The following is a 23456-nucleotide window of genomic DNA, read 5'->3' as shown; positions in this document are numbered from 1 at the left end:
TTGCATGCTACCTCCGCACAGCCGCCTGACAAGGCCCCAAAACCGTTATGTATCCGTGGACCAGGGCTGGGCGGGCGCGCCGCCGGGGTCGATGCCGTAGCGGTGCATCCGGTCGAGCGATTCCCCGTGGCCCGCCTCGCGGAACGCGTCGGCGAAGTCGCCGGGCGGGTCGGCCTTGCCCCTGAAGGCGTCTCCCGACTCGACATACCGGCCCCAGACCGCCAGGGCCTCCTCCGCGCGGCCCGCGTGCAGGAGCACTATAGTCAGCTCATTGAGCGCCTGGGACTCGCCCGCCGCCGCCTGGCCGGTGAGCCAGGTGACCAGTTCGTCGATCCGGCCCTGTCGGCTCAGCAGCGCGGTCAGCACGGGCAGCGTCTGGAACCAGGCCGTGTGCGAGTGGTAGAGGCCGGCCGCGCGCTGATAGAGGGAGATCGCCTCCTCAGTACGTCCGGCCTCGAGAAGGGCCTCGGCCGCCAGTAAGAGAGCGCGCAAGCCGGGCTGGGGGTGGCCCGCCACCCAGACGATCAGGTCTTCCGGGCGACACGCCTGGCGTAGCAGTTCGGCCAGCTCGTCGCCCGCCGAGGCGTCGCGCTCGACGGGACGGCCGCGCAGCCACGTGATCGCCTCGTCGCGACGGCCGTTCCAGACGAGCAGTGAGGTCAACCGGCGAGCGGCCTTGGCGTCACCTCCGTCGGCACGTTCGCGCAGGTACGTGATCAGTTCACCGGTGCGGCCAGCCTCGCGCAGGATGGCCGGGATCACTTCCGTCGCCGGGCCTTCGGGGTCGCTTGCGCGCAGCAGGGCGAGGGCGTCGTCCGTCCGCCCGTTCTCGTGCAGCAGCCCGGCGACCGTCACCCGGGTCCGATCGTCGGCGCACAGTGCGACGGCCTCATCAGCGCGGTCGAGCCGGAACAGCGTGCGGATCAGCCGCGACAGCAGATACTCGTGCGTGCGTGCGCCGATCCGCAGCAGGCAAATCGCCTCCTCATCGCGCCCGGCCTCCTCCAGCAGCTCGGTCAGCGGGACGACGGCCTCGTGGTCACCGTCGCGGGCGAGCGACTCCAGCCAGGCGATCGCGTCGGCTTCCCGGCCCTGTTCGCGCAACAACCGCACCGCCAGTCCGCGATGGGTGCGCCGCCCGGCGGCGGCGCGCCCCTGGAGCCAGGCGATGGCCTCGTCGGCCCGCCCGGTGTCCGCGAGGAGGCGGGCGGTCTGGTAGTCGCCCGAGAGGGCGGTGTAGTCGTCCGGCTCGTCGGCCAGCCGCCGATGGATCGCGATCGCCTCGTCCACGCGGCCGCTCTTCTCCAGCAGTGCCGCCGCCTGGATCAAGGACGCACGCTCAATCGGCTTACGTTCGCCGCGGACCTTGGCGGAGAGCAGGTGAAGGTCGATGGCCTCCGCCACGCGCCCGGCTTCCTCAAGAAGCCTCGCGCACATCCCCCCTGCCAGGCCGTTCCCCGCCTCGGCGCGCTCCCGCAGCCAGGTGATCAGCTCCTCGGTGCGGCCCGCCTCGATCATCAGGGTACGGAGATCGGTCAGGTCGAACTGGCTCGCTCCTTGCTCCGCCCCCCACTTCTCGACCGCCTCCCGATGACAGGCGATGGCGTCGTCCACCCGCCCGGCCCGCTTCAGCATCCCGGCCAGCCACCGCAGGTCGTTGGGGCTGCCCGCGCGGCGGTAGGCGGCCATCGCCTCCTCCGTGCGCCCCGCGTCGCGCAGGAAGTTCGCCAGCCAGTGCAGGGAGTCGGCATCTCCGGCGTCCGCCCGGGCACCGAACCAGGTGATCGCCTCGTCGGTCCTGCCGGTCTTCTCGAACAGCCCGGCCAGGCAACTGCGGGCGTACCGCTCGCCCGCCTCGACGGCGGCGGTGAAGAACGCGAACGCGTAGCGGTACAGGCCCCGATCGTCGGCGGCGACGCCGAGCGGCATCAGCGCGGGGGCCGTGGCGTGGACGGCCAGCGCCTCCCACAGCGAGGCGGGCGGCGGGGCCGTGCGCCGGGAGGAGTGCTCCAGGTAGTCGGCCGGACGGTATCCGGCCACGCCGATGCCGTCCTCGGGCGGTACCGGCTGGAGTGCCTGGATCGCGCCCTTGAGGGTTCGGGTCGCGTACGCCCAGGCCCGGTCGAGCCGTCCGGCGCGGTCGGCGTCTGAGACGGCGCGGTGCGCGGGGGACAAGTAGCCGACGGCGGCGCGCTCCAGCAGCTCTCGCCCGAGCGGATACGGATGCCCGAGTCGGACGGCGTCCAGCGCGGCGGTGATCAGCGCCTGGCCGTATGGGTCGGCCCCGGGGCCCTGCCAGTGGGCCAGCAGTTCGGGCACCCCGGCGAGGTACTGGGCGAGCCTGCCGTCCTCGCCGGACCCGGCGGCGGCGGTCGCGGCCTGCTCCAGCGTCGTGTCGCCGTCGCGGAGGGCCCGCGCGACCTCCTCGGCGGTGAACCGGTCGGGCACGTCCACGACCCCGCCGCGCCCCGGATCCACCTGCCGGGGGTCGTGGCCGGTCAGCTCGGGCAGCGGCATCAGCAGCTCCCGGGTCGCCCTGGCCGAGTCGGGGGAGTACGGCTCGCCGTGGTGGCTCCCGGTGTACGCGGCCCAGTGGGCGGGCCACAGCGTGGTCACGGCCACCACGTGGTTCCGCTCACCGAGCAGGTCGGCCAGGTCGAACAGGGCCCGCGTCCCGGCCGGGTCGTCGGCGTAGTGCCGCAGCTCGTTGAGCCACAGCACGGACCGGGCGGGCACGCCGCGCGTCAGCAGGCGGGCGAGCGCGTCGCCGGTGCGCGGGTAGGACATGGGCAGGTGCGGCAGCCGCGCGCGCACCGCCTCGTAGGCCGCGCGGGACTTGCCGGTGGACGACCCGCCGCGCAGCGCCACCAGCCGGTTGGCGGCGACGGCGGGATCGAGCAGCGCGTAGAGCAGGTCGTCGTGGACGCGCCGGACGTAGCGCGGCAGCGGCCCGCCGCCGATCGCCTTGTGCACACCGAGCACGACGGGATCCCACCTGCCGACTGGCCGTCCAGCCGCAGGATCCGAGACCACGGGCCGTCCAGCCGCCGGATCCGCGACCGTGGAGCGCGTGTCGCGGGCCCGCTTGGCCTCGGCGAGCAGCCGCAGCCAGCCGTCGGCGTCGCGGGGCGCGTCGCCGAGCGCGGCGCCCCGCCGCGCGGCCCGCTCCAGGCACGACTCCACGACGGCCAGCAGCGGGCCGGTCTCCTCGGGCAGGTGGTCGCCGTTCTTCCAGTCATAGAGCGTGCTGCGGCTGACCTGTCCCGGGCAGTGCCGCAGCACCCCGGCGACCGTCAGGCCGCCCGCGGTCAGCAGCGCGGTGAACGCGGCGGCGAAGTCCTCCGGCGTCCGGGGCGGCGGCATCACGGCCTCGCAATCCACGATCCGGTCGTCAGCTACCGGAAGGACCCGGCGGAACTCGTCAGAACCCTTCCGATCTCCCTTCGGATACTGCCTCATCGGGGTGCCGTGCGTCCGGCCTTGTCCGGACCCCGTACCGGACCGGGTGCTCCGGCGGCAGGCTGCGGTCATGCCTTCCGCCGTCATCGCCGATGCCGCCGCCAAGGGCGGCGCCCTGCTGACCGTGGCCGGGGTGCACACCGCGCTGTGGGCGGGCGCTCCCGGCCTGGCCGCGGCGCTCACCCTGCTTGAGGCGGCGCTGGCCGCCACCGTCGTGCTCACCGCGCTGTACGCGCCCGAGCGGCTCAGCGACCGCGCCTTCCGGATGCTGCCCTGGACGGCCCGCGCCCCCGCGCGGCGGCGCGCGTCCCCCGGGACGGGCTCGCGGGAGGGCGGATGACATCATGGTCGGCATGCTGGTCGCCCATGCGTCGCAGCCCGCGCCCGGGCGGCGGAACGAGGACCTGGTGATCAGCGGATCCACGTGGGTCGCCGTGCTCGACGGCGCGACCCCCTCGCCCGGCGTCGAGTCGGGCTGCGTCCACGACGTGCCGTGGCTGGTCGCCCACCTGGGCGGGGCCCTGGCGCGGGGACTGCTCACCCGGCCCGAGGAGAAGCTGCCCGACCTGGTCGCCGCCGCGATCGAGGAGACCGCCGCCGGGCACCGCCACACCTGCGACCTGGCGAACCCGGACTCGCCGTCGTCCACCCTCACCGTGCTCCGCGAGCGCGGCGACGCGCTGGACTACCTGGTGCTGTGCGACTCGCCGATGGCGCTGCGGCGGACCGGGGGAGAGGTCACGGTGGTGGCCGACGACCGGCTCGACCGGCTGCCGGGGGGCAAGCCGTACACGCGGGAGCTGGTCCGGTCGCTGCGCAACCGGGCGGGCGGGTTCTGGGTGGCGAGCACCCGGCCCGAGGCCGCCCACGAGGCGGTCACCGGGTCGGCCCATCGCGCCACGGTGACCGGCGCGCTGCTGGCCACCGACGGCGTGACCCGCCTGATCGACTGGTACGGCACGCCGTGGCGCGACGTCGTCGGCGTCGCCGCCGCCGACGGCCCGGCCGCGCTGATCGGCCTGGTCCGCGCGGCGGAGCGGGAGCACGGCGCACCCGCCCATGCCAAGCCGCACGACGACGCCACCGCCGCCTGGGCGACCTGGCCGTCCCCTCAGGCGCGGTGAAGAGCCCTTCAGGGGTGGTGAAGAACTTACCGGCGGCTCGCCGCGCGCCCGCCCGGTCGGCGACCGGCCCCGTTGCAGACTGGCCGGATGGGGGCGTGGGTACGCGTTGAGGTGCGGGTCGAGGGCGTCGTGCAGGGGGTCGGGTTCCGGCCGTTCGTGCACGGCCTGGCGACCGGGCTCGGTCTCGCCGGGCGGGTGGGCAACGACGTCCGGGGGGTCTTCGCCGAGGTGACGGGCGTGCCAGAGGCGGTGGAGGAGTTCCTGCTGCGGCTGACGCGCGACGCGCCGCCGCTGGCCAGGGTCGAGCGGGTGACGGCCGGGGCGCGGGAGCCGGTGCCCGCGCCCGGCGGGACGTTCTCGATCGCGGCCAGCCAGGACGGCGGGCCGCCCGGCACGTTGATCTCCCCGGACACCGCGACGTGCGCGGACTGCCTGGCCGAGCTGGCCGACCCGGAGGACCGGCGGCACCGCCATCCGTTCGTGAACTGCGTCAACTGCGGTCCCCGGCTGTCCATCGTGCGCGGCGTCCCGTACGACCGGGCGCTGACCACGATGGCCGCCTTCGCGATGTGCGCGGCGTGCGCGCGGGAGTACCACGATCCGGCCGACCGGCGGTTCCACGCCCAGCCGGTGTGCTGCCCGGACTGCGGGCCGGAGCTGCGGCTGATCGGCGGGCCGTCCGGGGGAAGCGGTGAGCCGGTCGCGGAGGCCGCGCGGGTGCTGCGCGCGGGCGGGGTGCTCGCCGTGAAGGGCGTCGGCGGGTTCCACCTGGCGGCGCCGGCGGCGGACGAACGGGCCGTCGCGGAGCTGCGGGCGCGCAAGCGCCGGGAGGAGCGCCCGCTCGCGGTGATGGTCGCGGACCTGGCGGGAGCGGCGGAGCTGTGCGAGGTGGACGCGGTGGCCGCCGCGCTGCTGACCGGCGCGGACCGGCCGATCGTGCTGCTGCCGCGCGCGGCGCGGCCGGTGCGGCGGGTGGCGGAGGGGGTCGCGCCGGGGACGGCACGCCTGGGGGTGCTGCTGCCGTACACGCCGGTGCATCACCTGCTGCTCGCGGAGGTCGCCGAGCCGATCGTGCTGACCAGCGGAAACCTGTCGGACGAGCCGATCGCCTACGCCGACGACGACGCCATGGCCCGGCTGGGCGGGGTCGCCGACGCGTTCCTCACCCACGACCGTCCCATCGACGCCCCGGTGGACGACTCCGTCGTCCGCCCGCACGGCGGACGGGCCCTGGTGCTGCGGCGCTCACGCGGCCACGCCCCGGCCCCGGTCACCCTGCCGTGGGCGGCCCCCCGGCACGTGCTGGGCTGCGGTGCGGCCTTGAAGAGTACGTTCTGCCTGGTCAAAGGAGATCGGGCGATCCTTTCCCAGCATTTCGGCGACCTTTCCAGCTATGAGACGCTGCGCTGCTACGTCGAGGGCATCGCCCGGTTCGCCGGGCTGTTCGGCGTGCACCCCGAGCTCGTCGCGCACGACCTGCACCCGGAGTACCTGTCCACCAAGCACGCCCTCGACCTGCCGGGCGTCGAGACGGCCGGGGTGCAGCACCACCACGCGCACATCGCGTCCTGCCTGGTGGACAACGGCGAGCGGGGGCCGGTGATCGGCGTCGCCTTCGACGGCCTCGGCTTCGGCGCGGACGGGACGCTGTGGGGCGGCGAGTTCCTGGTCGCCGACCTGGTCTCCTACCGGCGGGCCGGGCACCTGGACCAGGTGCCGATGCCCGGCGGCCCGGCGGCGGTCCGCCAGCCGTGGCGGATGGCCGCCGCCTACCTGGCCGGTCTCCCGGACGGCCTGGCCGCCAAGCTCGACGTGGCCCGGCGCAACGAGTCCGCCTGGGAGGAGGTGGCCGGGCTCGCCCGCCGCGCGGCGGCGGCGGACGCCGACTCACCCCTGCGCCGGGTCGCGCCGCCGACGTCGAGCGCGGGACGGCTGTTCGACGCGGTCGCCGCGCTGGCGGGCGTCCGTGACACGGTGACCTACGAGGGGCAGGCGGCGGCCGGGCTGGAGGAACTCGCCGACCCGGCCGAGCGCGGCCGGTACCGCGCGCCGGTCACGACCGGCGATCCGCTGGTGGCCTCGGGGTCCGCCCTGGTCGCGGCGGCGGCGGACGACCTGCTGGCGGGCGTGCCGTCCGGGGTGGTCGCCGCTCGGTTCCACAACGGCCTGGCCGGGCTGGTCGTGACGGCCTGCCGGGTGATCAGGGACGGCACCGGACTGACCACCGCGGCGCTGTCCGGCGGCGTGTTCCAGAACGCGTTGCTGCTCGAACGCACCACCCGTGAGCTGGGCGAAGCCGGTTTCCGGGTACTCACCCACGAGCGGATCCCGCCCAACGACGGCGGTATCAGCCTCGGCCAGGCCGCGGTGGCCGCCGCACGAGATCACGCCGGAGTTTACGGCGGAGCTTGACGCGGTATGTCCGCTACGGAGAGGTGACTTCCGATCACCTTGGGTGGCCGAAGAGGGGACTTGGGCCATGACCGCAACCACGGCAAAGACCACGGGGCTCGACGAGGTGCACATTCTGTGGACCTCCGAGGGCATGAGCTGCGACGGCGACACGGTCTCCGTCACCGCGGCCACGCTGCCGAGCATCGAGGACGTGCTGCTCGGTCTCGTGCCCGGCCTGCCCAAGGTCCACCTGCACAACAAGGTGCTGGCCAAGGAGACCGGCGACGAGTTCATGGCCGCCTTCCACAAGGCGAACCGCGGCGAACTCGGCCCGTTCGTCCTGGTGGTCGAGGGATCAATTCCGAACGAGCACATCAACGGCGATGGCTACTGGACCTCGATGGGCAACGACCCGGTCACCGGCGAGCCGATCACGGTCAACCAGTGGATCGACCGGCTCGCGCACAAGGCGTGGGCCGTGATCGCGATCGGCACCTGCGCCGCGTACGGCGGCATCCACGCGATGGCCGGGAACCCGACGGGCTGCATGGGCCTGACCGACTACCTCGGGCGCGACTTCCGCTCCGCCGGGGGCATGCCGATCGTGAACATCCCCGGCTGCCCGGTGCAGCCGGACAACTTCATGGAGACCCTGACCTGGCTGCTCTACCAGGCCGCCGGAATGGCTCCGACGATCCCGCTGGACGACATGTTCCGGCCCACCTGGCTGTTCGGCAAGACCGTGCACGAGGGCTGCGACCGGGCGGGCTACTACGAGCAGGGCGACTTCGCCCACGACTACAACTCGCCCAAGTGCCTGGTGCGGATCGGCTGCTGGGGTCCGGTGGTCAACTGCAACGTCACCAAGCGCGGCTGGATGGACGGCGTGGGCGGCTGTCCCAACGTGGGCGGCATCTGCATCGCCTGCACCATGCCCGGCTTTCCCGACAAGTTCATGCCATTCATGGACGAACCCCCCGGCGCCACGGTCTCGGCCGGCATCAGCGGCGCCTACGGCGGGCTGATCCGCAAGCTCCGCGCCATCACCAACAACACGGCCAACAAGGAGCCCAAGTGGCGTCACAACGGCCGCAAGCTGACGAGCGGGTACGACCCGCGATGGGGAAACTAGGGGGAACGGCACGGTGACAACCCGTATCGCGGGGCGCGGGCAGCCCACGGACACCGCCCGTGAGCTGGTCGAGATGTCCTGGGACCCGATCACCAGGATCATCGGGAACCTCGGCATCTACACGAAGATCGATTTCAACAACCGCGAGGTCGTCGAGTGCCGGAGCACCTCGTCGCTGTTCCGCGGCTACAGCGTGTTCATGAAGGGCAAGGATCCACGCGACTCGCATTTCATCACCAGCCGGATCTGCGGCATCTGCGGTGACAACCACGCGACCTGCTCGATCTACGCCCAGAACATGGCCTACGGGGTGAAGACCCCGGCGCTGGCCGAGTGGATCGTCAACCTCGGCGAGGCCGCCGAGTACATGTTCGACCATACCCTCTTCCAGGACAACCTGGTCTTCGTCGACTACTGCGAGCAGATGGTCAAGGAGACCAACCCGAGCGTGCTGCGGCGGGCCGAGAGCACCGAGGCCCCGAACGCGGGGGTGCACGGCCAGAAGACCATCGCCGACATCATGCGGGCGTTCAACCCGTTCACCGGTGACATGTACCGCGAGGCGCTGCACATCAGCCGGGTCACCAGGGAGATGTGCTGCCTGATGGAGGGGCGGCACGTGCATCCCTCCACGCTGTACCCGGGCGGCGTGGGCACCGTGGCCACACCGCAGGTGTTCACCGACTACCTGGCCAGGCTGTTGCGGGTGCTCGACTTCGTCAAGCGGGTCGTGCCGATGAACGACGACCTGTTCGACTTCTTCTACGAGGCCATGCCCGGCTACGAGGAGGTCGGCCGCCGCCGGGTGATGCTCGGCTGCTGGGGGGCGTTCCAGGACCCGTCCGTCGTGGACTACGACTACCGGAACATGGCCGACTGGGGGCGTGCCATGTACGTCACCCCGGGCATCGTGGTCGACGGCGAGCTGATCACCACCAGCCTGGTCGACATCAACCTGGGCATGCGCATCCTGCTCGGCAGCTCCTACTACGACGACTGGCAGAGCGAGACGAAGTTCGTCACGCACGACCCGCTGGGCAACCCGATCGACCAGCGCCACCCGTGGAACCAGACCACGCTGCCCAAGCCGCAGAAGCGCGATCTGGAGAACGGCAACTACAGCTGGGTGATGAGCCCGCGCTGGTTCGACAAGCGCACCGGCGACCACCTGGCCCTCGACACCGGCGGCGGGGCGCTGGCCAGGCTTTGGGCGACCGCGCTGGCCGGGCGCGTCGACACCGGCACGGTCCGTGCGAGGGACGACGCCGTCGAGATCAACCTGCCGAAGAGCATGGCGCTGCCGGAGACCACCTTCACCTGGAGGATCCCGCGCTGGGCGAACACCATCGAGCGCAACCGGGCCCGCATCTACTTCGTCGCCTACGCGGCGGCGATGGCGTTCTACTTCGTCGAGCAGGCGCTCGGCGAGATCCGGTCGGGCAACACCAAGGTGTTCAACGACTTCGACGTGCCCGAGGAGGCCATCGGCTGCGGCTTCCACGAGGCGGTGCGCGGGGTGCTCTCGCACCACATGGTGATCAAGGACGGCAAGATCGCCAACTACCACCCGTACCCGCCGACCCCGTGGAACGCCAGCCCGCGCGACAGCTACGGCACGCCGGGGCCGTACGAGGACGCCGTGCAGGGCCTGCCGATCTTCGAGGAGAACGGCCCGGACTCGTTCAAGGGCATCGACATCATGCGCACGGTGCGCAGCTTCGACCCGTGCCTGCCGTGCGGGGTGCACATGTACCTCGGCGGCGGCAAGGTGCTCAAGCAGGTGCACTCGCCGACCTTCGGCGCCAACGGTTAGGCCGGGCCCCGATGTCGGAGCGGATCGAGCGGATCGAGGCGCTGCTGGAGTCGGCGGATCCGCCGGCCGAGGAGCTGGTCCGGGAACTGCTGGAGATGTACGGCGAGGGCCTGGCCCGGGTGATGGCCCTCGCCGGCGAGGCGGTGGCCGCGAAGCTCGCCGACGACGACCTGGTCGGGCCGCTGCTCGTGCTGCACGACCTGCACCCGCTGGACCTCCGGGCCCGGGTCACGGCGGCGCTCCCGCAGGGGGCGAGCCTGGTCGAGGTCGGTGAGGGCCTGGTGCGCCTGCGGGTGGGCGCGTCCGGCTGCCGGTCCTCGGCCGTGGCGACCGCCGAGCGCGCGGTGCGCGCGGCGGCCCCCGAGGTGGAGCGCGTCGAGGTCGAGGCCGACACGCGTCCCGTCATCCCGGTCGACACGCTGACCGTGCGGCGGGGGGCGCAGGCGTGACGGGCGGGCGGCTGCGGCGGCTGGCCGTGCGCAGGACCGACGACGACACACCGCGGGAGCGGTGCGACCTGTGCGGCGACCCGGTGCCCGCCGAGCACCGCCACGTGCTCGACCTGACCGTCCGCGAGCTGCGCTGCGCCTGCCGGGCCTGCCAGGTGCTCTTCGACCACACCGCGGCCGGGGGCGGGCACTACCGCCTGGTGCCCCGGCGGCGCGAGCGGGTGACCGGCTTCACCTGGGCGGGCGTGGGCGCGCCGGTCCGCACCGTGTTCCTGGTGCGCGACTCGGAGTCCGACCGTCCGGTCATGTACTACCCGAGCCCGGCCGGGGCCGTGGCGGGCCCGGCCTGGGACGACCCGCTGCTCGCCCGCGTCACGCCCGACGTCGAGGCGCTGCTGCTGGACCGCGACCACGGCGCCTGGATCGTCCCGATCGACGACTGCTACCGCCTCGTCGGGATGGTCCGCGCGCACTGGCACGGGCTGACCGGCGGCCCCGAGGCGCGCGAGCAGATCGCCCGGTTCTTCGCCGAACTCGCCGACCTCACCGAAGAAAGGAGTCCGGCATGAGCCACCACAGCACGATCAGGACCGGCAGGCCCGACGCCCGCCCTGACACGCCCTCGCACATCAGGGGCGTCAAGGAGGGCAACGCGAAGGGCAACTACAGCCGGGATAAGGGGCACCTGCCCGACGGCCGTTCCACGGCCGAGCGCTCGACCGGGATCAACCCCGGCAGGCAGAACCCGATCGACCCGTCCATGCCGAACCTCTCGCCGGCCTGATGCCGATGATCTCTCCGCAGGTGCGGATCGAGGTCGAGGGCGTGGAGCCGGCCGCCGCCACGGCCGTGCCCGCCCTCGACTTCACGCTCGCCGTGCGCGTGGGCGACGGGGCGGAGGTCCGGTCGCTGGCGCTGGCCGTCCAGATCCGCATCGACGCGACGCGCCGGGGCTACGACGACCGCGACCGGGAACGCCTGGTCGCGCTGTTCGGCGTACCCGGCGACTGGTCGCGCAACCTGTCCAGCCTGCTGTGGGCGCAGGCCGCCGTCCAGGTCCCGGGGTTCATCGGGGAGACGCGCGTGGTGCTCACCGTGCCGTGCACGTACGACCTGGAGGTGGCGGCGGCCAAGTTCTTCCACGGCCTGCGCGACGGCGACGCGCCGCTCGACTTCCTGTTCACCGGCACGCTCTTCTACGCGGACGGCGGGCGCCTGCAGGTCGCGCACCTGCCGAGGGACACCGACGCCGAGTTCCGGATGCCGGTTCAGGTGTGGCGGGAGCTGATGGACCGGCAGGACAACGCCTGGGTGCGCCTGAGCCGCGACGCCTTCGACCGGCTGTACGCCTACAAGGTCCGGCACACCTTGACCGGCTGGGACGACGTGGTCCGCGCACTGCTGGCGGAGGGCTGAGCCGGTGGACGAGATCGGGCGGATCGCGCGGGCCGTGCTGTACGAGGGCTACCTGCTGTGGCCGTACCGGGAGTCCGCGCTGAAGAACCGGCACCGCTGGACGATCGGCGGGGTCCACCCCGAGGCGTACGCCGGGGAGCACGGCGACCGCCGGAGGGTCCGCGCCCAGTGCCTGCTGCGCGCCGCCGAGACCGCCACCGTGCACGTCCAGGTGCGGTTCCTGCACGTGGTGACGCGCCCGCGCGAGGGCGGGCACGGCGAGGAGGCCGGCGAGCGCGAGGTGAGCGCGCCGCCGTTCGCGCTGGGCTGCGGCGTCCCGGTCCGCACGGAGATCGGCGTCCCGGCCGGTACCGACGCAGGCGGGCGTCGCTGGGAGGCGCTCGACGGCCATGTCGAGGTGAGCGCCGAGGCCCTTGAGCCCGGCCTCTTCCGGGTCACCGCCGACATCGTCAACACCACGACCTGGCCGGGCCGCGACCGCCCCGGCGCGATGGCGCGCACGTTCGTGTCCGCCCATATGGTGCTGCACGCGCCGGAGGGCCGGTTCGTCTCGCTGATGGACCCGCCCGACGACCTGCGCGAGCACGCCGAGGGCTGCCGGGGCGAGGGCTCCTGGCCGGTGCTCGTCGGGGACGACCTGCGGACCATGCTGGCCGCGCCGATCATCCTCTACGACCACCCCAAGATCGCCCCGGAGAGCCCGGGAGACCTGTTCGACGCGACCGAGATCGACCAGTTGCTCACGCTCAGCGTGCTCGCGCTCGGCGAGGACGAGCGCCGGGAGATCGCCGAGGGCGATCCGCGCGCCCGCGAGATCGTCGACCGCTGCGCCGCGCTGACCGAGGAGGAACTGATGCGCCTGCACGGCGTCATGCGAGGAACGGAGCCCACCGCGTGAGCGACACAGAGGAAGACGGCGGGGGCTTCTGGGCCACGATGGAGACCCCGGGCCCTACCGAGACGGTCGTCTCGGGGGTGACCGTCGGCGCCGGCAGCCGGGTGCGGCTGCGTCCGAAGGCCACCGCCGACATCTTCGACCTGGCCCTGACCGGCCGGGAGGGCGTGGTCGAGACCGTCGAGCAGGACGACGAGGGCGCGCTGCACTTCGCGATCACCCTGGACGACGACCCCGGCCGCGACTTCGGCGAGGCACGGCTGCCCGGCCACCGGTTCTTCTACTCGGCCGAGGAGATCGAACCGCTCGGCGAGCGCGGCCCGCGCGTCCTGGTGGCCGGGATCGGCAACGTGTTCCTGGGCGACGACGGCTTCGGCGTCGAGGTGACCCGGCGGCTCGGCGCGGAGGACCTCCCGCCGGGCGTCGACGTCACCGACTTCGGCATCCGGGGCATGGACCTCGCCTACGCGCTGCAGGGCGCCTACGACGCCGTGGTGTTCGTGGACGCGGCCCCGCGCGGCGAGCCGCCGGGCACGCTGACCGTCCTGGACCCCGGTTCCACCGGCGACGCCGCCGGCACGCCGCTGGAGACGCACGGCATGGACCCGGTCAGGGTGCTGGGGCTGGCCGGCGAGCTGGGCCGGGTGCCCGGCGTGGTCCGGGTCGTGTGCTGCGAGCCCGCGGTCGTGGACGAGGCGCTGTACGAGCTGAGCGAGCCGGTCCGCGCCGCCGTCGGGGAGGCGGCGAATCTGGTGAAGTCCCTGGTTATGGAAATGATTGCGGAAAGCCCCGGACCGGGCTGCCGCGATCACGCGCGTTAGTGAGGTGACGTGGCATGTGGAAGTGGGCGATCGGGCTGCTCCTGGTCTGCGGGGTGGTGGCGGCCGTCGCGTCGCAGTGGCCGGGAATCTACCGGTACCTGAAGATGGAGCGGATGTAGATGCACGAGATCGGGCTCTGTGAGGGGCTTGTCGAGCTGATCCAGCAGCGCGCGGAGGGCCGCCGGGTCACCTCGGCGCGGGTGCGCGTCGGCGCGAGGCACGCGGTGGTCGGCGAGGCGTTCGACCAGGCGTTCGCGCTCGCCGCCGAGGGGACCGACCTGACCGGCGTGGTGATCGAGCTGGTCGTGACGCCCGCGACTCTCGAATGCCTGACCTGCGGCGGCCGGGCGGAGTCCGCGGACGTGCTGGCGGTCTGCCCGCACTGCGCGAGCGACCAGGTGGGCGTGCGCGGCGGCGACGAGCTGGTGCTGGAGTCGGTCTGCTTCGGCGAGGAGACGGCCGATGTGCCTGGGCATACCAGGTGAGCTGATCGGCCCCTCGGGAGAGCACGAGGACCTCGCCATGGTCGAGGTCGGCGGCGTACGGCGGCGCGTCAACGTGGCGCTGCTGGCCGAGGAGGACCTCCGGCCGGGCGACTGGGTCCTCGTGCACGTGGGGTTCGCGCTGTCGAAGATCTCCGAGTCGGAGGCGCAGGCCGTCCTGGCCTACCTGGAGGGGATGGGGCAGCCGTACGAGGACGAGGTCGAGGCGCTACGCGCATCCGACATCTCATGACTTCGCAGGGGAGGGCGGATGCGGTTCGTCGATGAGTACCGCGACGCGGACCGGGCGCGCGCCGTCGCCGCCGAGATCGCGCGGCGGTGTGAGCCCGGCCGGACGTACAGCTTCATGGAGGTGTGCGGCGGGCACACGCACACGATCTACAAGCACGGCCTGGAGGACCACCTGCCGCAGGAGGTGGCGCTGGTCCACGGCCCCGGCTGCCCGGTCTGCGTGATCCCGATGGGCCGGGTGGACGACGCGATCCACATCGCCGGGCAGCCCGGCGTGATCATGACCTCGTTCGGCGACATGCTCCGGGTGCCCGGCGGCACCGGCTCCTTCCTGGACGCCAAGGCGGCGGGCGCCGACATCCGCATGGTCTACTCGCCGCTGGACGCGCTCAAGATCGCCAAAGCCAACCCGGACCGCCGGGTGGTCTTCATGGCCATCGGCTTCGAGACCACCGCGCCGTCCACCGCGATGACCGTGCTGCGGGCCGAGGCGGAGGGGATCACGAACTTCTCCGTCTTCTGCAACCACGTCATGATCATCCCGGCCGTAAAGGCCATCCTGGACTCGCCCGACCTGCGGCTCGACGGGTTCATCGGTCCCGGCCACGTGTCGGCGGTGATCGGCTGCGAGCCGTACGCGTTCATCCCGCGCGACTACGGCAAGCCGCTGGTGGTCGCCGGGTTCGAGCCGCTGGACATTCTGGCCTCGGTGCACATGCTGCTGGGCCAGCTCGCCGAGGGCCGCCGCGAGGTCGAGAACCAGTACGCCAGGGTCGTGCCCTGGTACGGCAACCCGGTCGCGCTCGCCGCGATGGGCCGGGTGATGACCCTGCGCCCGCACTTCGAGTGGCGCGGCCTGGGCTTCATCGCCCACTCCGCGCTCGCCATGGCCGAGGAGTACGCCGCCTTCGACGCCGAGCGCGTCTTCGACCTGCCGGGCGTGCGCGTCGCCGACCCGCGCTCCTGCCAGTGCGGCGAGGTGCTCAAGGGCGTGCTCAAGCCGTGGGAGTGCAAGGTCTTCGGCACCGCCTGCACCCCCGAGACCCCGATCGGCACGTGCATGGTCTCCTCCGAGGGGGCCTGCGCCGCCTACTACAACTTCGGCCGCTTCACCCGCGAGCGGGGCCGCGCGCCGGAGGTGACCGCGACGTGAGCCGGGAACAGCAGGTGCTCGACCGGATCGAGCGGGCCCGCAGGCGGCGGCCGGTCGTCCGGGAGGAGCGGATCACGCTCGCCCACGGCGCCGGCGGCAAGGCCACCCAGACGCTGGTCGAGGCGATCTTCCTGGAGGCGTTCCGCAACCCGGTGCTCGCCGCGCTCGAAGACGGCGCCACCCTCGACCTGGGCACGGCGCGGGCGGCCTTCACCACCGACTCCTTCGTGGTCTCGCCGCTGTTCTTCCCTGGCGGCGACATCGGCGACCTGGCCGTCAACGGCACCGTCAACGACCTGGCGATGTGCGGCGCGCGCCCGCGCTACCTGTCGGCCGGGTTCATCCTGGAGGAGGGCTTCCCGGTCGAGGACCTGCGCCGGGTCACCGCCTCGATGGCCGCCGCCGCCGAACGGGCCGGGGTCTGGATCGTGGCCGGCGACACGAAGGTGGTGCAGCGGGGCCGCGCCGACGGCTGCTACATCACCACCACGGGCGTCGGTCTGGTCGAGCGGCCGGTCGCGCTGTCGGCCTCGGGCGCGCGTCCGGGCGACGCCGTCCTCGTGTCCGGCCCGATCGGCGCGCACGGCGCGGCGATCATGCTGGCCCGGGGCGACTTCGAGATCGAGGCCCCGATCGTCTCCGACACCGCCCCGTTGCACGAACCGGCCGCCGCGCTGCTCGACGCGGTGCCCGGCGGGGTCAGGACCCTCCGCGACGCCACGCGCGGCGGCCTGGCCACCGTGCTCAACGAGGTCGCCACCGCCTCCGGCGTGGGCGTGCTGCTCGACGAGACCGCGATCCCGGTGAGCACCGAGGTGACCGGCGTGTGCGAACTGCTCGGCCTGGACCCGCTCTACGTCGCCTGCGAGGGCCGTTTCGCCGCGATCGTGGACGGCGAGCGGGCCGATCACGCGCTGGCCGCCCTGCGCGCCCATCCGCTCGGCGAGCAGGCCGCGATCGTCGGCCGGATCGAGCCCGAACCAGCCGCCCTGGTGCTGCTGCGCACCGCGATCGGCGGCACCCGCGTCGTGGACGTGCTGGTCGGCGACCCGCTACCGCGGATCTGCTGAGACCAGCGCGACCAGCAGGTGGTAGAGCGTCGCCTGCGCCTCCTGGATGCGGTGCACCGACGACGACGGCACCACGAACAGGTGGGCGGCGAGACTCTCGTGCGCCATCCGGCCGCCGCCCGCGCCCGCGAAGCCGACCGTCACCATGCCCAGCCGTTCGGCCTCGGCCAGGCCGCGCAGCACGTTGACCGAGCCGCCGCTGGTCGACAGGGCCACCGCCACGTCGCCGGGCCCGCCGAGCGCGGCGAGCTGACGGGCGAAGATCACTTCAAAGCCGACGTCGTTGCCGAGCGCGGTGACCAGCGCGGTGTCGGCGGTGAGGGAGATCGCGGGCAGCCCGGCGGCGGTGCACGCCCCGGCCATGGACTCGGCGTCGGTGGCGCTGCCGCCGTTGCCGAAGACGAAGATCCGGCCGCCGCCGCGCAGCGCCGCCGCCGTCGCGGCCGCGCACGCCGTCAGGGCCGGGCCCATCTCGCCGAGCGCGTGCAGCCGCAGCCGCAGGCTCTCCCTGGCCTTGGCGGCGGTGGAACCGGTGACGTCCAGCGGGTCGCGGCGCAGGAACGGGTAGAGGGTGCCGGTCATCGCCCGATCACCGCGATCGCCTCCTTGGCGTGCACCAGGACGGTGTCGCCCGGCCGGGCGTCCACCAGCGCCACGCTGATCTCCTCGATGCCCGAGCCGGTGTCGGCCAGCGCGAGGCCGCCGGGCAGCAGGCTCTCGACCCGTACCGGGATGGCGACGTCGCCGCAGGTCAGGCAGCTCTCACAGTCGCTCATGAGGCGTCCAGGAACACGTGGACCAGCTCCCAGAGCAGGTGGTAGGCGGTGACGTGCAGCTCCCGAGCCACCAGCGGGTCGGTGGTGCGGGCGAGCAGAACGTGGTCGGCGTCCACATCGGCGCCGGTGAGGGTGCCGGTAGGAGCATCCGTGAGGGCCACGGTGAGCATGCCGAGGGCGCGGGCGGCTGCCAGGCCGTCCAGGCGCCGCCCGATGGCGACGGCGATGTCGCCCTCCCGGCCGTGCGCGCCGAGCAGCGCGGCGTCCACCGCGAGCGCGGGCAGCGCGCGCTTGCCCACGATCACCGGGTGGGTGAACTCCACCGCCACGTGCGCCGCGTCCGCCGGGGAGCCGAACGCGAGCAGCCGCCCGCCCCCCGCGAACCGCCGGGACATGTCACGTGCGGCCGCCACGATCAGCGCGGCGTCCTGCGCCAGCGCCTCGCCGGGGGCGGCCCGGTCGTCGCGGGCACGGTCGAGAAGATCAGCCATGTCCCCCATTCCAGCCCGGCCCGCCGCGCGCGGGACGCAGCGACACGGCAAGCTTGCGGAAGGGTTGACGGTGATCCTTTTCCTTGCTCTTTCCGCTGCCCTTTCCGAGGTTCGCGGGCCTACTCGCCGCCCTGGCTGCCCGCGGTGACCAGCCCGCGCAGCTCCTGCGACAGGCAGCCGCGGACCTTGTCCATGATCCGGCCCTCGGTCGCCTCCCCGGTCACCTCGAAGACGACCCTTGCCAGGTAGGCGGCCTGGGCGTCGTCCACGCCCGCGCGCTCGGCGACCCGGTGGACGAACTCGTGACGCCCGAAGTGCTCCCCGGTGCCCATGTCGGTGCGGCGCAGGTTCTCGCCGATCTCGTGCGGCAACTGCGCGGCGAGCTTGTCGGCGAGCCCCTCGCTGATGCGCTCGCCGAGTGTTTCGAGCGTGGCCCTGCTGGCCCGCTCGGCCTGCCCGGGCCCGGCGAGCCTGGCCCGCGCCTGTACTTGTCCGATGAACTCGTCGTGTCGCATCGTTCCTCCTCACGGCGCTGCGCGGCCGTCGGGAGGAACCGGCCGTTTCTCGCCCGCCGCTACCCGCTGACCTGGCGCGCAAACGGTAAGAGCTTCGAAATCCGGGCTGCCTAGCCTTCGGAGCAGTCTCGGATCGGGAGGCCGGCATGAACCGGATGCGACTGCACTTCGAGCGGGAGGACCTGGCCCGGGTACGGCTGGCTCCCGGCCCCGACGCGATGTGGGAGCTGGTGCTGAGCGTCCAGCAGCTCACCGGCGAGCGGGCGCCGTTCTTCGCGCTGTGGCGGCGGAGCTCGGCCCGCGTGGTGACGCGGGCCGGTCTGGACGCCGTCGTGCGGGCGCTGGGTGAGCTGATGCCCGCCGCCAGGTACTTTCCCGACTTCCTCACGCCTCCGGGGCATCATCCTGCCCTGGAGACCGGTCTCGACACGGTGCTCTCCACGCCCACCCGCCGATTACAGGCGGAGATCGGGCTGCTGACGGCGGGCCGCAGGGCCACCGGGTGGCTGGGCGAGCTGGCGGAGGGCCGGGCGGCGATCCTCGACCGGCTCGGCGGGGCCGTACGGGCCTACCACGCGACCGTGCTGGTGCCGTACGCCGTCGAGCAGGCTTCGGCCGTCCAGGCCGATCTGGCCGGGCGGGTCACGGACCTCGCCAGGGGCGGCGTGGAGACGCTGCTGCGCGGCCTGCACCCGTCGGCGCGCTGGGAGCCGCCCGTGCTGTCGTTCGACTACCCCCGGGACGCCGACCTGCGCCTCGGCGGCCGGGGACTGCTGCTGATCCCCACCTTCTTCGGCGTCCACCATCCGATCACCCTGGCCGACCGGGCGCTCGGTCCCGTGCTGACCTATCCCGTCGCCCGTCCCGCCCTCTGGGCGCCGGGAGGCGACGGCCGCGTCCGCGACCTCGCCGAACTGCTCGGCCCCGGCCGTGCCGCGGTGCTGGAGCTGGTGGGCGACGGCCTGACCACCACCGCCCTGGCGGCGGGCCTGAACGCCAGCGCGTCCTCGGCCAGCAGGCACGCCGCGACGCTGCGCAGGGCGGGACTGATCCGCACCGTCCGGCAGGGCCAGCACGTGCTGCACAGCCGGACCCGGCTGGGCGACGCGCTGCTCGGTGGCACCGGCTCCGAGCCGTGATCCATTAGCAGAGACCCTCCCTTTCCGCAAGGTTTTGCCGCCGCGAAGCAAGGGCTTCTACACCCCGAGAGCCCGGCCGCACACTGCTCGCGTCTGTCGTGATCCCCGATGGCCGAGAAGGAGGAGGCGTGTGGCCAGAAGCCGAACGCCGTTGTCCCGCCGCTGGTTGAGAACCGTGGTCGCGCTGCTCGCCGCCGTGCCGGTGGCCGCGCAGCCGGCGGCTCATGCCGCGCCCACACCACCCGCACAGCCGGCCCCGCCGCCCAAGTCCTCCCCGACCGCTCCCGCGCCACGTGCGGACACCGTCGATCCCAAGGTCCGCGATCAGGTCCTCGGCACCGGCTGGCGGGCCTCCAAGGACCTGGCCTGGACCGTCGCCGGCGACCCGACGGGACTGCACCTGCTGGTCGCCGAGTCCAGGACCGGCTACACCTGGCGGACCGCCGCCTCCCTGTCCGAGCCCGGCTATGAGACCGACCGGTGGGTCGGCAACGCGTGCCTCACCGGTTCCGGACGCCGCGCGGTCGTGGTGTACGCGCCGCGCCAGTTCACCAACCGCGAGCAGTTGTTCCAGCGCGGCGCGTTCGCCGCCGTCGTGGACCTCACCGACGGGAAGATCCGCAGGCTGGACACGCGGTTCTCACTCGCCTACCACGACCCCGGCTGCGGCACGGGGGAGCAGGCCGTGCTCAGCCAGGCCGGCGGGCAGGCGCTGGGCGCGACCCGGCTACACGTCATCGACACGACCTCGGGGAAGACGCTCCGGCGGCACGAGGTGCCCGGCCAGATCACCTCGGCGGTGCCGGTCGGCGACCGGATCGTGGCGTCCGGCGGCGACGGGCTGATCCGAATCGACCGGGACGGCCGGAGCGCCGCGCCGACGCGGGTCGGCGGCCTGCCGTACTCACTGCGGCCCGACGCCGAGGGCGGCGTGAGCTTCCTGCGCACCGAAGGCAAGGGCATGGCGGTGGCCGAGCACCTGGCCGCCGGGGACGGCGCGCCGCGCGAGTTCGCCAGGGGGCCGCTCACCAAGCTCGGTCTCACCCGGGGCGTCGGCGGCAGGGCCTTCCTGACCGGCTCGCCCGAGCGGGTCGGCGCGCTGCCCGCCCAGGTGACGAGGGTCGCGGCCGGCGTGCGGGAGGAGCTGTCCACCGAGGGACGGCTGGCCGTCACCCACGACGGCTCCCGCACCGCGGCGTCCGTGCCCGCCCAGGGACGGCCGGTCACGTTACGCGCCCGGGTCATCGCGACCGGCGCGAACACCGGTTTCGGCGTCGTGGCGGGCGGGCCGACCGGTGCCGCGGACGGCGTCAAGGCCGACGGTGTGGCCAAGGACGGTGTGGCCGAAGACGGCTCCGCCGAGAACAGGGCCTCGCTCGCGGGCTCGCCGTCCGATCCCGTGGAGGCCGAGCGTACCTGCGCGATCGCCCGCAACGACCCGCGCCGCCAGGCGACACAGCCGCACTGGCGGCAGGTGGAGTGGGCGGCGAACCTGGCCGTCCAGAACGCGCTGACCATCCAGCGGCCCGCCAACTGGCACGGGTCCGGGCTGTCGGCCTGGTCGCCGCAGGGGCTCTTCCCGCCGCTGACGCTGAAGGGCGGCGGCAAGGTGCCCGCGCAGATCATGCTGGGCATCCTGGCCCAGGAGTCGAACCTGTGGCAGGCGTCCTACCACGCCCTTGAGGGCGTGACCGGAAGCCCGCTGATCGGCGACTACTACGGCGCCCGCGGGTCGGCCGACGGCTGGACGGTGCAGTGGGGCGACTCCGACTGCGGCTACGGCGTCGCGCAGGTCACCGACGGCATGCGCGTCGGCCAGATAGCCGAGACCAAGCAGCGCGCCGTGGCGCTCGACTACGCCACCAACATCGCGGCGGGCCTGCGCATCCTGCAGGAGAAGTGGAACAGCGTCTACGACTACCTGAAGATCAACAATGCCGACCCGGCCCGCCCGGAGAACTGGTTCGCCGCCGTGTGGGCCTACAACAGCGGTGTCCAGCCCGACGCCCGCAACGGCAACACCAACAACTGCACCCCCAGCCCCACCTGCACCGACGCGGACGGGAACTGGGGCCTGGGCTGGACCAACAACCCGATCAACCCGGACTATCCGGCGGACCGCGAGCCGTTCCTGGAGACCAGCCAGAGCGACGCGCGCAACCCGCAGTGGTGGCCCTACCCGGAGAAGGTGATCGGCTGGGCCGCCTACCCCATCGTCAAGACCGACTGGCGGGACGACAGCTACCAGGCCGGATACCTCCAGTCGTGGTGGACCACCAACGAGAACCGGTACAACGCCAAGCCGCCCCGGGAGCTGTTCTGCGACGCGAGCAACCGCTGCGACGCGAGCAAGTCCGAGCCGTGCCAGTCCAGGCCCGCGCTGAAGTGGCACTGCTGGTGGCACAAGCCCGCCGTCTGGAAGACGGACTGCGCCACGAGCTGCGGCTACCCGGCCGTGCGGTTCGCGCCGGGCGCGGCCGAACCCGCGTTCGGGTCCGGTGGCCTGATGACCGAGCACTACCCGCCCAACTGCAACCCCTTCAGCACGACCCGCGGCCTTCCGGTGAACTCACTGATCATCGATGACGTACCAGACTCAGTGCCATCGGTCCGCCCGAACTGTTCACGTAACTGGACGAACAAGGGCACCTTCTCGCTGGACTTCGCGCAGGACCAGGCCGGCGCGTACCGATCGAAGATCGACTTCCATCAGATCGGCGGCGGGATGGGCGGCCACTTCTGGTTCACCCACACCCAGCCGCAGGCCAACTCCGCGCACCGGATCACCGGAAGCTGGAAGCTGAACCAGGCGCTGCGCGGCTGGGCACGGGTGCTGGTCCACCTGCCCGACCAGGGGGCGCACACCCAGCAGGCCTCCTACATGGTCGACCTAGGCGACGGCACGCCGCCACGCAAACGGGTCGTGCAGCAGCGCGCCCAGGAGCACCGCTGGGTCTCGCTCGGCGCGTTCAAGTTCAACGGCACGCCCAAGGTCTCGCTGTCGAACATCACCGAGGACGGCGAGTGGGCGGAGGACATCGCCTGGGACGCCATCGCCTTCCAGCCGCTCCCGGCCAAGCCCAAGCACATGGTGGTGGCGCTCGGCGACTCCTACACCTCCGGCGAGGGCGCATCCAACGACGCCCGTTTCGACTACTACCAGGAGACCGACGACGACGGCGGCGGCGTCAAGGGCACCTACCAGGACGACGAGTACACCTGGAAGTACGGCAACGCCTGTCACCGCTCGAAGTACGCCTGGCCGCGCCTGGTCAAGGCGGCGGACTCGGGCGCCGCGCTGGGATCCCGCCACGACGCCCTCGACGTCAACGTCGATCTGCAGTTCCACGCGTGCTCGGGCGCGCAGACCGAGAACATCCTGGGCGCGGGGGACCCGCACAACGCGTTCGGCAACCGCAACCACGGGCAGTACCGCGAGCCGTCCCAGCTCGACAAGGGCTACCTGGACGAGAACACCACGCTGGTGATGCTGTCCGTGGGCGGCAACGACTCCCGGTTCGGTCCGGTGCTCACCGAGTGCATCTCGGACCTGGTCAACGAGGACTGCCCGGACGTCACGCTGCAGGGCGACGACCTGCCGCTGCGCCAGAAACAGCCACAGTTGATTACCAACCTGGTCAAACCATCCCTCGTGACCGTGCTACGGGAGATCAAGAGACGAGCGCCCAACGCGCGGATCGCCCTGATGGGCTACCCGTTCCTGTTCGAGGACAACGGGGACTGCGTGATCGGGCTCGACCCGGACACCGAGGGACCCTGGCTCAACTCGGTGAGCACCCACCTGGCCAACGAGATGGACGCCGCGGTGGACCAGGCGAACGCCGAAGGGATCAACGCGACCTTCGTCGACCCCTTCCCCGAGTTCCAGGGCAAGGCGGTCTGCGGAAACCCGGAGTCCATCCACGGCGTCATCCTCGCCCGCACCCAAGGGGAGTCGGAGTCCTTCCTGCCCTCCCAGCAGTCCTTCCACCCCAAGATCGCCGGCACGATCCTCTACGCCGCCGCGCTGAACCGTGTGCTCGGCCCGATCGGCTCGCGCTGACCCGCACTGTCC

General features: G+C 72.8%; 22 protein-coding genes. 17 read left to right on the top strand and 5 right to left on the bottom strand.

From position 1 onward, the window contains the following. Positions 1 to 45 precede the first annotated feature (45 nt). The gene (locus P3X83_RS03870) at positions 46 to 3381 is read right to left on the bottom strand and encodes a hypothetical protein (protein WP_277303070.1); all 3336 of its coding nucleotides are present in this window, start codon (positions 3379 to 3381) and stop codon (positions 46 to 48) included. A gap of 148 nt (positions 3382 to 3529) precedes the next feature. On the opposite strand from P3X83_RS03870, the gene P3X83_RS03865 reads away from it, so the two are divergent. The 15 genes from P3X83_RS03865 (at position 3530) to hypE (ending at position 16460) form a co-directional block, all read left to right on the top strand. Further along, on the top strand, positions 3530 to 3799 hold the full coding sequence (locus P3X83_RS03865; protein ID WP_277303069.1) for a hypothetical protein: 270 nt from the start codon (positions 3530 to 3532) through the stop codon (positions 3797 to 3799). 13 nt (positions 3800 to 3812) lie between these two features. Further along, the gene (locus tag P3X83_RS03860) at positions 3813 to 4583 is read left to right on the top strand and encodes a protein phosphatase 2C domain-containing protein (protein WP_277303068.1); all 771 of its coding nucleotides are present in this window, start codon (positions 3813 to 3815) and stop codon (positions 4581 to 4583) included. Between the two features lie 87 nt (positions 4584 to 4670). After that, entirely contained in the window at positions 4671 to 6995 is a 2325-nt protein-coding gene (hypF, locus tag P3X83_RS03855) for a carbamoyltransferase HypF (protein WP_277303067.1), read from the top strand. A gap of 67 nt (positions 6996 to 7062) precedes the next feature. Further along, the gene (locus P3X83_RS03850) at positions 7063 to 8109 is read left to right on the top strand and encodes a hydrogenase expression protein HypE (RefSeq protein ID WP_277303066.1); all 1047 of its coding nucleotides are present in this window, start codon (positions 7063 to 7065) and stop codon (positions 8107 to 8109) included. A gap of 73 nt (positions 8110 to 8182) precedes the next feature. After that, positions 8183 to 9922, top strand: coding sequence for a nickel-dependent hydrogenase large subunit (locus P3X83_RS03845; protein WP_277303512.1), 1740 nt, complete (start codon positions 8183 to 8185; stop codon positions 9920 to 9922). Positions 9923 to 9933: 11 nt separating this feature from the next. Beyond that, a complete protein-coding gene (locus P3X83_RS03840; protein WP_277303065.1) occupies positions 9934 to 10371 on the top strand; it encodes a hypothetical protein in 438 nt (145 codons plus the stop codon). Next, positions 10368 to 10940, top strand: coding sequence for a DUF5947 family protein (locus tag P3X83_RS03835; RefSeq protein WP_277303064.1), 573 nt, complete (start codon positions 10368 to 10370; stop codon positions 10938 to 10940). Before P3X83_RS03840 ends, P3X83_RS03835 begins: the two co-directional genes overlap by 4 nt. After that, positions 10937 to 11155, top strand: coding sequence for a hypothetical protein (locus P3X83_RS03830; protein WP_277303063.1), 219 nt, complete (start codon positions 10937 to 10939; stop codon positions 11153 to 11155). The genes P3X83_RS03835 and P3X83_RS03830 overlap by 4 nt, the downstream gene beginning before the upstream one ends. Before the next feature lie 5 nt (positions 11156 to 11160). Further along, the gene (locus P3X83_RS03825) at positions 11161 to 11787 is read left to right on the top strand and encodes a DUF6084 family protein (protein ID WP_277303062.1); all 627 of its coding nucleotides are present in this window, start codon (positions 11161 to 11163) and stop codon (positions 11785 to 11787) included. A gap of 4 nt (positions 11788 to 11791) precedes the next feature. Then, positions 11792 to 12685, top strand: coding sequence for a hypothetical protein (locus P3X83_RS03820; protein ID WP_277303061.1), 894 nt, complete (start codon positions 11792 to 11794; stop codon positions 12683 to 12685). After that, complete coding sequence (locus P3X83_RS43275) at positions 12682 to 13503, top strand: hydrogenase maturation protease (RefSeq protein ID WP_346742668.1); 822 nt, start codon at positions 12682 to 12684, stop codon at positions 13501 to 13503. The genes P3X83_RS03820 and P3X83_RS43275 overlap by 4 nt, the downstream gene beginning before the upstream one ends. Before the next feature lie 119 nt (positions 13504 to 13622). After that, positions 13623 to 13988: a hydrogenase maturation nickel metallochaperone HypA gene (locus P3X83_RS03810; RefSeq protein WP_277303060.1), complete on the top strand. Its 366-nt coding sequence runs from the start codon at positions 13623 to 13625 to the stop codon at positions 13986 to 13988. Further along, on the top strand, positions 13966 to 14238 hold the full coding sequence (locus P3X83_RS03805) for a HypC/HybG/HupF family hydrogenase formation chaperone (protein ID WP_277303059.1): 273 nt from the start codon (positions 13966 to 13968) through the stop codon (positions 14236 to 14238). Before P3X83_RS03810 ends, P3X83_RS03805 begins: the two co-directional genes overlap by 23 nt. 18 nt (positions 14239 to 14256) lie before the next feature. Continuing rightward, on the top strand, positions 14257 to 15390 hold the full coding sequence (gene hypD, locus P3X83_RS03800; protein ID WP_277303058.1) for a hydrogenase formation protein HypD: 1134 nt from the start codon (positions 14257 to 14259) through the stop codon (positions 15388 to 15390). Then, positions 15387 to 16460, top strand: coding sequence for a hydrogenase expression/formation protein HypE (gene hypE / locus P3X83_RS03795; protein ID WP_277303057.1), 1074 nt, complete (start codon positions 15387 to 15389; stop codon positions 16458 to 16460). The genes hypD and hypE overlap by 4 nt, the downstream gene beginning before the upstream one ends. On the opposite strand, the gene P3X83_RS03790 is transcribed toward hypE, so the two are convergent. The 4 genes from P3X83_RS03790 to P3X83_RS03775 form a co-directional block, all read right to left on the bottom strand. Next, complete coding sequence (locus P3X83_RS03790) at positions 16443 to 17042, bottom strand: SIS domain-containing protein (protein ID WP_277303056.1); 600 nt, start codon at positions 17040 to 17042, stop codon at positions 16443 to 16445. The genes hypE and P3X83_RS03790 overlap by 18 nt on opposite strands. Continuing rightward, complete coding sequence (locus P3X83_RS03785) at positions 17039 to 17236, bottom strand: HypC/HybG/HupF family hydrogenase formation chaperone (protein ID WP_277303055.1); 198 nt, start codon at positions 17234 to 17236, stop codon at positions 17039 to 17041. Before P3X83_RS03785 ends, P3X83_RS03790 begins: the two co-directional genes overlap by 4 nt. Further along, the gene (locus tag P3X83_RS03780) at positions 17233 to 17727 is read right to left on the bottom strand and encodes a phosphoheptose isomerase (RefSeq protein WP_277303054.1); all 495 of its coding nucleotides are present in this window, start codon (positions 17725 to 17727) and stop codon (positions 17233 to 17235) included. The genes P3X83_RS03785 and P3X83_RS03780 overlap by 4 nt, the downstream gene beginning before the upstream one ends. A 119-nt stretch (positions 17728 to 17846) precedes the next feature. Next, entirely contained in the window at positions 17847 to 18242 is a 396-nt protein-coding gene (locus tag P3X83_RS03775) for a DUF2267 domain-containing protein (RefSeq protein ID WP_277303053.1), read from the bottom strand. A 146-nt stretch (positions 18243 to 18388) separates the two neighbouring features. Here P3X83_RS03775 and P3X83_RS03770 point away from each other — a divergent pair, with 146 nt between their 5' ends. Continuing rightward, positions 18389 to 19381 carry a helix-turn-helix domain-containing protein gene (locus P3X83_RS03770; RefSeq protein WP_277303052.1) on the top strand — a complete coding sequence of 331 codons (993 nt, stop codon included), beginning with the start codon at positions 18389 to 18391 and terminating at the stop codon, positions 19379 to 19381. Positions 19382 to 19511: 130 nt separating this feature from the next. Further along, positions 19512 to 23444, top strand: a complete 3933-nt coding sequence (locus P3X83_RS03765; RefSeq protein ID WP_277303051.1) for a GDSL-type esterase/lipase family protein — start codon at positions 19512 to 19514, stop codon at positions 23442 to 23444. Positions 23445 to 23456 lie beyond the last annotated feature (12 nt).

This window comes from Spongiactinospora sp. TRM90649 (genome assembly GCF_029382225.1).
Lineage (GTDB): Bacteria > Actinomycetota > Actinomycetes > Streptosporangiales > Streptosporangiaceae > Spongiactinospora.
Note: the sequence above shows the minus strand (reverse complement) of the source record. Positions and strands in the feature narration are given on the sequence as shown.